This window comes from Microbacterium sp. HMWF026, assembly GCF_003061325.1.
Lineage (GTDB): Bacteria > Actinomycetota > Actinomycetes > Actinomycetales > Microbacteriaceae > Microbacterium > Microbacterium testaceum_E.
This window is the reverse complement of record NZ_QAJB01000187.1, coordinates 1-9,170: the sequence shown is the minus strand read 5'-3', so window position 1 is coordinate 9,170 and position 9,170 is coordinate 1. Positions and strand designations below refer to the sequence as shown.

9 protein-coding genes are annotated in these 9,170 nt (G+C 70.6%); 6 read left to right on the top strand and 3 right to left on the bottom strand.

Annotated elements, in window-relative coordinates; all coding sequences use genetic code 11:
* The 5 genes from DBR36_RS07935 to ndk form a co-directional block, all read left to right on the top strand.
* Window positions 1-767 (top strand): ABC transporter ATP-binding protein (locus DBR36_RS07935; RefSeq protein ID WP_146185280.1); only part of this gene is annotated, 767 nt, incomplete at its 5' end.
* Window positions 768-1,201: 434 nt separating this feature from the next.
* Window positions 1,202-4,597 (top strand): isoleucine--tRNA ligase, encoded by a 3,396-nt coding sequence (ileS, locus tag DBR36_RS07930; RefSeq protein WP_108318332.1) that lies wholly within the window; start codon window positions 1,202-1,204, stop codon window positions 4,595-4,597.
* A complete protein-coding gene (locus DBR36_RS07925; protein ID WP_108318331.1) occupies window positions 4,594-5,946 on the top strand; it encodes a folylpolyglutamate synthase/dihydrofolate synthase family protein in 1,353 nt (450 codons plus the stop codon). Before ileS ends, DBR36_RS07925 begins: the two co-directional genes overlap by 4 nt.
* Window positions 5,943-6,356: a DUF4233 domain-containing protein gene (locus DBR36_RS07920; RefSeq protein WP_108318330.1), complete on the top strand. Its 414-nt coding sequence runs from the start codon at window positions 5,943-5,945 to the stop codon at window positions 6,354-6,356. The genes DBR36_RS07925 and DBR36_RS07920 overlap by 4 nt, the downstream gene beginning before the upstream one ends.
* Before the next feature lie 3 nt (window positions 6,357-6,359).
* Complete coding sequence (gene ndk, locus DBR36_RS07915; protein WP_108318329.1) at window positions 6,360-6,776, top strand: nucleoside-diphosphate kinase; 417 nt, start codon at window positions 6,360-6,362, stop codon at window positions 6,774-6,776.
* Window positions 6,777-7,091: 315 nt separating this feature from the next.
* Here ndk and DBR36_RS07910 read toward each other — a convergent pair whose 3' ends face one another.
* The 3 genes from DBR36_RS07910 to DBR36_RS07900 form a co-directional block, all read right to left on the bottom strand.
* Window positions 7,092-7,688, bottom strand: coding sequence for a vitamin K epoxide reductase family protein (locus DBR36_RS07910; protein ID WP_108318328.1), 597 nt, complete (start codon window positions 7,686-7,688; stop codon window positions 7,092-7,094).
* A 261-nt stretch (window positions 7,689-7,949) separates the two neighbouring features.
* The gene (locus DBR36_RS07905) at window positions 7,950-8,396 is read right to left on the bottom strand and encodes a hypothetical protein (RefSeq protein WP_108318327.1); all 447 of its coding nucleotides are present in this window, start codon (window positions 8,394-8,396) and stop codon (window positions 7,950-7,952) included.
* Entirely contained in the window at window positions 8,393-8,629 is a 237-nt protein-coding gene (locus DBR36_RS07900) for a hypothetical protein (protein ID WP_108318326.1), read from the bottom strand. Before DBR36_RS07900 ends, DBR36_RS07905 begins: the two co-directional genes overlap by 4 nt.
* 304 nt (window positions 8,630-8,933) lie before the next feature.
* Between DBR36_RS07900 and DBR36_RS07895 the strand changes: the two genes are divergently transcribed.
* Window positions 8,934-9,170: hypothetical protein (locus tag DBR36_RS07895; RefSeq protein ID WP_375136067.1), on the top strand; the 237-nt coding region annotated here is incomplete at its 3' end.

Below are 9,170 nucleotides of genomic sequence, written 5' to 3'. Positions count from 1 at the left end.
CTCCGCGCACCGACGAGCCCCTCGTCATGGGCGAGGGGCTCGTCAAGAGCTTCGACGGGCGTCGCGCGGTCGACGGGGTGTCGTTCGCCGTGCGCCGGGGCCGCACCCTGGCGGTCGTGGGGGAGTCGGGGTCGGGCAAGACGACGCTCGCGCGGATGATCGTGGGCGTGACCGCGCCCGACGAGGGCACCCTGACCTTCGACGGTCGGGCCTGGACCCCGCGCAGTGCCCGCGGCGTCGCGCGACGCCGGGTGCAGCTCGTGCAGCAGAACCCCTGGGGCGCACTCGACCCGCGATGGAGCGTCGGTCGTACGCTCTTCGAGGCCGTCGCGGCCGGTGGCGTCCGTCGAGGCGAGCGGCGCGCGGCGGTCGAGGGGCTGCTCGACGAGGTCGGGCTGTCACCCGCGTTCGCGCGGCGCCGGCCCGCGCAGCTCTCCGGCGGCCAGCGTCAGCGCGTGGCGATCGCGCGGGCGCTGGCGGTCTCGCCCGACCTGCTCGTGCTCGATGAACCCGTCTCGGCGCTCGATGCCTCGGTGCGCGCCCGCATCCTCGAACGCCTCCGCGACCTGCAGCGGCGACGCGACCTCGCGATGGTCTTCGTCACGCACGACCTCGACGTGGTCGCCGGCATCGCCGACGACGTGATCGTCATGCAGGACGGACGGGTGGTCGAAGAGGGGGCGGTGTCGTGCGTCTTCGCCGACCCCCGGCATCCGTTCACCCGGGAACTGCTGGCCGCGGCGGGTCTGGGTCCCGCCCGCGCCTGAGCCCGCGGTCGCGCCCCCTCGCCCCGCTTCGCTCGAGTGTCCAGGACGCGCCGCGCCCGTGCCGGAGCGACCGGCGTGTCGTGGACACTCGCCACCGGGTGGGTGCATCCCTGGCCGCGTCCGCCCTCCGCCCTCCGCCTCCGCCTCCGTGTCCAAGACGCGCCGCGCCCGTGCCGGAGCGACCGGCGTGTCCTGGACACTCGACGGCCCGCGCGCGGCGCGCGCGCCTCGCGTAGACTGGACAGATCAGCACCGATCCGGCCATCACCGGGGAGCTCGCGGAAGAACAGGGTCACGGCCCCCAGTAGAACCGCGCGGGGCAGGCCCGTCACCGCCGCAGTGAGAGCGGCGTCCTCGCCAGGGGACGCAACGCAGGGTGGTACCGCGGTCCGCACGGATCGTCCCGGCGAGAGAACCTCGACCCGCGGAGTGACATGACCTACCCACGCCCCTCATCCTTCGGCCCCGCCGCTGACGCCAGCGCTGCGGGCTCGGCATCCGTCGTCCCCAGTCCCCGCTTCCCGGCGATCGAAGACGAGACCCTCGCCTTCTGGAAGGCCGACGACACCTTCCGCGCCTCGATCGCGAACCGCGAGGGCGCCGAGGAGTGGGTCTTCTACGACGGGCCCCCGTTCGCGAACGGCCTGCCGCACTACGGGCACCTGCTCACCGGATACGCCAAGGACGTCTTCCCGCGCTTCCAGACCATGCGCGGCAAGAAGGTCGACCGCGTCTTCGGCTGGGACACCCACGGGCTGCCGGCCGAACTCGAGGCGATGAAGCAGCTCGGGATCACCGAGAAGGACGAGATCGAGGCCATGGGCGTCGCGACCTTCAACGGCAAGGCCCGCGAGTCGGTGCTCGAGTACACGCGCGAGTGGCAGGACTACGTCACCCGCCAGGCGCGCTGGGTCGACTTCGAGCGCGGCTACAAGACGCTCGACACCACGTACATGGAGAGCGTGCTCTGGGCCTTCAAGACCCTGCACGACAAGGGACTCGCGTACGAGGGCTATCGCGTGCTGCCCTACTGCTGGCGCGACGAGACGCCCCTGTCGACGCACGAGCTGCGCATGGACGACGACGTCTACAAGATGCGTCAGGACCCCTCGGTCACCGTGACCTTCCCCCTCGTCGGCGCCAAGGCCGAGGCGCTCGGTCTGACCGGCGTCCGCGCCCTCGCGTGGACGACGACGCCCTGGACCCTGCCGACGAACCTGGCGCTCGCGGTGGGCCCCGGCATCCGCTACGCCGTGGTCGAGGGCGGACCCCACGGCGCGGCCGACGTGCACACGACGCCCGACGGTACGCCCGACGAGGCCTTCGAGGCGGTCGCGCACCGGTACCTGCTGGCCGAGGATCTGCTGCCCAACTACGCCAAGGACCTCGGATACGAGAGCGCGGATGCCGCCCGCGCGGCCGTGCAGACGACGGTCTCGGGCGCGGAGCTCGAGGGCGTGTCGTACGACCGGCTCTTCGACTACTACGCCGACGCGTCGGTGTGGGGCACGCAGGACGCGTGGAAGATCCTGGTCGACGACTACGTCACGGTCAGCGACGGCACCGGCATCGTGCACCAGGCTCCCGCCTACGGTGAGGACGACAAGCGCCTTGCGGATGCCGCGGGCCTGCCGACGATCATCTCGCTCGACGACGGCGGACGGTTCCTGTCGGCCGTCACCGACGTCGCCGGCGAGCTGTGGCTCGAGGCCAACCGCCCGCTCATCCGCCTGCTCAAGCAGGGCGGGCGCCTGCTGCGCGAGGCTTCGTACGAGCACTCGTACCCGCACTGCTGGCGCTGCCGGAACCCCCTGATCTACAAGGCCGTGTCGAGCTGGTTCGTGCGCGTGACCGACATCAAGGACGACCTGCTGGCCAACAACCAGCAGATCACCTGGGTGCCCGAGAACGTCAAAGAGGGTCAGTTCGGCAAGTGGCTCGAAGGCGCACGCGACTGGTCGATCAGCCGCAACCGCTACTGGGGCTCGCCGATCCCGGTGTGGAAGAGCGACGACCCCGACTACCCGCGCGTCGACGTGTACGGCTCGCTCGCCGAGATGGAGGCCGACTTCGGCCGCCTGCCGGTGAACGCTGAGGGCGAGGTCGACCTGCACCGCCCGTACATCGACGACCTCACCCGGCCCAACCCCGACGACCCGACCGGAAAGTCGACGATGCGCCGCATCGAAGACGTGCTCGACGTGTGGTTCGACTCGGGCTCGATGCCGTTCGCGCAGGTGCACTACCCGTTCGAGAACCACGAGTGGTTCGACGAGCACGCCCCCGCCGACTTCATCGTCGAGTACATCGGCCAGACCCGCGGCTGGTTCTACGTCATGCACGTGCTCTCGACCGCGCTCTTCGACCGCCCGGCCTACACGGGCGTGTCGTGCCACGGCATCGTGCTCGGCAACGACGGACAGAAGATGTCGAAGTCGCTGCGCAACTACCCCGACGTGCGCGAGGTGTTCGACCGCGACGGTTCGGATGCCATGCGGTGGTTCCTCATGTCGTCGAGCGTGCTGCGCGGCGGCAACCTCGTCGTGACCGAGGAGGGCATCCGTTCGGGCGTGCGCGAGTTCCTGCTGCCGCTGTGGAACGCGTGGTACTTCTTCGCGACGTACAGCAACGCCTCGGGCCCCGACGGGTACACCGCCGAGTGGCGCACCGACTCCACCGACGTGCTCGACCGGTACATCCTCGCGCTGACCGGCGACCTCGTGACGAACGTCGCGGCCGACCTCGAGGGCCTCGACTCCACGACCGCGGCCGAGCGCCTGCGCGACTTCGCCGAGGTGCTGACCAACTGGTTCATCCGCCGCTCGCGCGACCGCTTCTGGGTGGGCGTGACCGACGACCCGCGCAGCCGCGAGGCCTTCGACACGCTCTACACCGTGCTCGAGACGCTGACCCGCGTCGCCGCGCCCCTGCTGCCGCTGGTCACCGAGCGCGTGTGGCAGGGCCTGACAGGGGGCCGCAGCGTCCACCTGACCGACTGGCCCGACGCCTCGGCCTTCCCCGCGGCAGAGGATATCCGCACCGCGATGGACACCGTCCGCGAGGTCTCGAGCGTCGCGAACGCGCTGCGCAAGCGCGAGGGCAAGCGCGTGCGCCTGCCCCTGCCGCGTCTGACGGTGGTGACTCCGGATGCCGCGGGCCTCGCGCAGTTCGACGACATCCTGCGCGAGGAGCTCAACGTCAAGGGCGTCGAGCAGGTCGCCCTGCAGGACGGGACGGCCGCCGAATACGGCATCACCCACCGCCTGTCGGTCAACGCCCGCGCCGCGGGGCCGCGTCTGGGCAAGCAGGTGCAGCAGGCGATCAAGGCCGCACGAGAGGGCGACTGGAGCGAGGTCGACGGACAGGTGGTCGCGGGCGGGATCGCCCTCGAGCCCGCCGAGTACGACCTCGTCGTCGAGACCGCGGGCCGTCCCGAGGGCGAGGCGTTGGCCGTGCTGTCGTCGGGGGGCTTCGTGCTGCTCGACACCGTCACGACGCCCGAGCTCGAGGCCGAGGGCCTGGCGCGCGACATGATCCGCGGCATCCAGGACACCCGCAAGGCCGCCGGCTTCGACGTGAGCGACCGGATCTTCCTGTCGCTGACGTTCGTCGACGACGCCGACGCCCGCGCCGTCGCCCAGGCCTTCGAGGTGGCGGGCGTGGCATCCGAGACCCTCGCCGAGGCGGTCGTGCTCGCTGGTCCCCAGGGCCGCCTCGTCGAGCACGGCTCGGCCCTGCCCGCCGAGTACGAGACGCAGATCACCGCCAAGACCTACGCGAACGTCGGCGCCGTCACGGTGGCCGTCGCGCGGATCGGAGCGCGCGCATGAGCGACCGCACCCGGGCCGATGCCGTGTACTCGGCCCTCCTCGAGCGCCAGGGCGAGCAGTGGGTCCAGCCGCGCGTCGAGCGCACGCGGCGCGTGCTCGAACTGCTCGCCGACCCGCAGCGCACGTACCGCGTGATCCACGTCACCGGCACCAACGGCAAGACCTCGACCAGCCGCATGATCGAGAGCCTGCTGCGCGCGATGGGCCTGCGCACCGGCCTGTTCACGAGCCCCCACCTGGAGCGTTTCACCGAGCGCATCCTGATCGACGGCGAACCGGTGGCGGATGCCGCCATCGCCGACGCCTGGGACGAGATCCAGCCGTTCGTCGGCATGGTCGACGGTGAGCTCGAAGCCGCCGGAGACGCCCCGCTGACGTTCTTCGAGCTGCTCACCGTGCTGGCCTTCGTGGTCGCCGCCGACGCGCCGATCGACGTGCTCGTGCTCGAGGTCGGCATGGGCGGGGAGTGGGACTCCACGAACACCGCCGACGGCGACGTGGCCGTGTTCGCGCCCATCGACATCGATCACGCGGATCGCCTCGGATCCACCATCGCCGAGATCGCCACGGTCAAGGCCGGGATCATCAAGCCGGGAGCGGCGGTCGTCTCGGCCGCTCAGCCCGCCGAGGCCCTGCGCGCCATCCGCGCGCGCGCCGACAAGGAGGGCGCGACCGTGGCCGTGGCCGGCGACGGGTTCGCCCTGGACTCGCAGACCCTGGCGGTGGGTGGTCAACAGCTCGACATCCGCGGGGTCGCCGGAACCTACCGAGAGGTCTACCTGCCGCTCTACGGAGTGCACCAGGGAGCGAACGCGGCCCTCGCCGTGGCCGCCGTCGAATCGCTCGTCGGCGGAGGCACGCAGCCTCTCGCCGCCGACGTGGTGGCCGACGGCCTGGGCAACGCCACGTCTCCGGGCCGCCTGCAGCTCATCGGCACAGCACCGACGGTGCTGTTGGACGCCGCGCACAACCCGCACGGCGCACGGGCGCTGGTCGCCGCCCTCGACGAGTCCTTCGACATCGACGAGTGGGGTGCCGTCATCGGCATCCTCGAGGGCAAGGATGCCGCGGGCATCATGTCGGCGCTGGTGCCCGGCGTGGCGCGCGTCTTCGCCACTGCTCCCGACAGCGACCGCGCCACGGACCCCGACGCAATCGCCGACGTGGCCGAGGCGGCCGACCTGCCGGTCACCGTTCACCCGACCCTCGAGGACGCGGCCGACGCGGCCCGCGCCTGGGCCGCCGAGTCCGACCGTCGCGCGGTGGTCATCGCCGGTTCGGTCGTACTCGCCGGAGAGGCGCTGCGCCTGTCGGAGCTCGAGGACTGGAAGGCCGGGTGGCAGGCATGAGTCCGCGTGAGCCGCGCGCTCCGCGCCCGCGTCGTCAGCGCGGCGCCCAGGAGTCGCTCGGTGCCGTCGTGCTCGGCTTCGAGTCGATCGTCGTCTTCCTCGGCGGTCTGGTCGTGTACGGCCTCAAGGTGCTCCCCGCGGGAATCGAACCGTGGTGGGGGATCGTCGGCGGTGTCGTCCTTGCGGTGGCCATGGTGGCCGTGTCGGGACTGCTGCGCCATCGGTGGGCGCTGTTCGCCGGCTGGGCCCTGCAGGTGATCCTGCTGCTCGGCGGGCTGCTCGTTCCGGCGCTCGCGGTCGTCGCCGTCATTTTCGGTGGCATGTGGGCGTATGCGACGATCAAGGGAGCGGCACTGGACCGACGCAACGCCCGGCTCGCCGCCGACCCCGACCTCTCGAACGGAGAATGACCCATGGCCACCGAAGAGACCCTCGTCCTGGTCAAGCCCGACGGCGTCGCCCGCGGACTGACCGGTGCGATCCTCGCCCGCATCGAGGCGAAGGGCTATGCGCTCGTCGACATCCGCCTCGTCGAGCCCGACCGCGAGACCCTCGCCCAGCACTACGCCGAGCACGAGGGCAAGCCGTTCTACGAGCCGCTCCTCGAGTTCATGCTCTCGGGTCCCTCCGTCGCGATCCGCCTCGCCGGCAACCGCGTCATCGAGGGCTTCCGCTCGCTCGCGGGTACGACCGACCCCACCACCGCCGCTCCCGGCACGATCCGCGGCGACTTCGGTCGCGACTGGGGCGTCAAGGTGCAGCAGAACCTCGTCCACGGCTCGGACAGTGTCGAGTCGGCCGAGCGCGAGCTCGCCATCTGGTTCGCCTGATCAGCCGAGTCTGATCCGGTTCGCCGGATGCCGTGAGGCCGCCGTCCCGTCGGGGCGGCGGCCTTCGTCGTGTTCGGCCGCGCGCGGAACTTCCGTGATGTGCGTATCCTCCGCGGCATCCGCGGCCCGCGAACTGAGGTTGTGCGCATCGCGGAGGTTATGCACGACGCGGGGCTGCGCGGCCGCGTACGGAAACTCGGTGATGTGCGTGACCTCCGCGGCATCCGCGGCCCGCGGGCTGAGGTTGTGCGCATCGCAGAGGTTGTGCGCGACGTAGCGTGACCGCGCACACCTACGCAGCAGTCCGCGCGCGGCTCAGAACTGCGCGAGCACGTCCAGTCGCGCCTGAGCGAGCACGGCGACCACGACGTAGGCCGCGAGCGTCATGAGCGGGACCCACACCATGAGTCGGTCCGCGACCTCGCGCACACGTGCTCCGGGAAGGACGCCTTCGCGCAGCACGTGCAGGGTGACGACGAAGAACGAGGGGATCACGACCGACCACGTCACCATGCACCACGGGCACAGGGTGGCCAGGACGAAGATGCTCTGCGCGATCAACCAGATCACGAAGCTCAACGCTCCCGCGAATCCGAGCCAGAACAGCGCCCAGAACCACTTCGCGAACCGCGCTCCGGCCAGCAGCGCCATTCCCACGACGATAGGCGCGATCCATGCTCCCAGGCCGATGATCGGGTTCGGGAAGCCGAACACGCTGCCCTGCGCCGATTGCAGGTTCGTCGAGCACTGCACCAACACACTGAAGTCACAGGATGCCGCGGCCCCGGGGTTCTGCAACTGGTGGAAGCGCTCCATGGTCAGCGAGAACGCGGCGATCCATCCCACGACGCCCGCGAAGATCAGCCAGATCGCGACGACGACCGGGCGGCGGGGGGTGACGGATTCGCTCATGCCTCGATTCTTTCACCGGGCTGCTATGCGGTCGCTCGATAAGCGCTCACCGACGTGCTCGATGCTCCTGCGGCCGCGACGGCGCTTCCAAGGCTCCGGCCACCTCGTTGCTCCGCTTGAAACTGCTCGTCCACGACGACGGCGGTGCCGGAGTCCCCTGCGGTTTCGCTGTCGCCCCCAGAATCAGCGGCACCTCACGGAGGAGCGAGACCTATTCGCGCAGCACCTCCGCGTTGATCTCGATGTGCTGGTCCGCTCCGGTCATTCGGAGTCATCCCGAGCGATCTGTTCTGCTTCTTGCATGGAGATGCTCCCGTCGGAACGCGGATCCGCCCCGAGCTCCGCGAGAGCGCGATCGGTGCTGATGAATTCGTACTCGCCGAATCCGAGCGCCAGCTTGAAGTAGGCAGTGTGGACAGACCTGCCCTCCAACGCAACGGCGATGACTTTCTGAACGAATTGGGAAGACACGTCGTCGGTCGACACCACGCTGTCTCCCATCAACCCCCCGACGACGAGCGTCTCGGAGAAGCCGCTCAAGGTGATGCCCGCGAACGCGTCGGTGATCCCCAGATCCGCCGCCTCCAGCGCGGCCGGGATCTCCGTCTCGTACGAGTCATCGTGGAAAGGCAACTGGCTGCAGCCCGAGACGACGCTCGCGGCGATGGCGATGCCGACCACACCGGCGAGACGCGCATGCCGCATCATGACGTCGCCGCCACTGCCCGCGCTCCGGCGAGGTCCGCCTCGCCGTATGCGACGCGTCCGCCCGAGGTCGCAATGACGCGGACCTCGCGCCCCGGGAACGCGGCCGTCGCCGTCCTCACGTCGCCGGCCATCCGCGCGGCGTCTTCGGAACGCTTCCTGGCCTGCTCGAACTGGGCGCGCACGCGGGCCCGCGCCTCTTCGAGCGCGGTGAGCGCCTCATCGGACAAGGTCATGGGGCCCCCTTCGTCGTCAGCTCGACCCTACCGACACCCTCCGCACGCACCGCAGCGCCTGTGGATGACGAACGCGCGAGCGCCGCCGTGGGCGTTCGCGGCGGTTCATGCGATAATGAAGGCTGATGTGACCGCGGCCGCGCCGCAGGAACATCACCCAGAAGACTTCGGGCGATGACCGCCCTTCGCAGCCCGGGCCGCAGGCCGGCTGCAGACCGAATGAGTTCGCGGCCCCGCCGGGTGCGGCGCCGCATGAGATTTCGTCGGGCGACGCGCGGTGTCGCCCGCCAGGGAGTACCTGCAGATGGCCGAATCAACCGACGATCAGAATCAGACCGACGAGGCGACGACGTCCCCCGCGACCGAGGCCCCTTCGACCGAGGCCGCTCCCACGGTCGACGAAGAAGAAGAAGCGGTCCAGGATGCCGCTGACGCGGCCGCCGTCGACACCGAGGCCCCTGCGGTCCTCGACGTCGACGACATCCCCGCGTCGGACGAGGCTGCGACCGTCACTGCAGCTGACGAGGCGGTGACCGTGACC

Excerpts from the sequence above, each read along its gene's own strand:
- ileS (WP_108318332.1), top strand. The coding sequence starts at position 1,202 with ATGACCTACCCACGCCCCTCATCCTTCGGCCCCGCCGCTGACGCCAGC.
- DBR36_RS07925 (WP_108318331.1), top strand. The coding sequence starts at position 4,594 with ATGAGCGACCGCACCCGGGCCGATGCCGTGTACTCGGCCCTCCTCGAG.
- DBR36_RS07920 (WP_108318330.1), top strand. The coding sequence starts at position 5,943 with ATGAGTCCGCGTGAGCCGCGCGCTCCGCGCCCGCGTCGTCAGCGCGGC.
- ndk (WP_108318329.1), top strand. The coding sequence starts at position 6,360 with ATGGCCACCGAAGAGACCCTCGTCCTGGTCAAGCCCGACGGCGTCGCC.
- DBR36_RS07910 (WP_108318328.1), bottom strand. The coding sequence starts at position 7,688 with ATGAGCGAATCCGTCACCCCCCGCCGCCCGGTCGTCGTCGCGATCTGG.
- DBR36_RS07905 (WP_108318327.1), bottom strand. The coding sequence starts at position 8,396 with ATGATGCGGCATGCGCGTCTCGCCGGTGTGGTCGGCATCGCCATCGCC.
- DBR36_RS07900 (WP_108318326.1), bottom strand. The coding sequence starts at position 8,629 with ATGACCTTGTCCGATGAGGCGCTCACCGCGCTCGAAGAGGCGCGGGCC.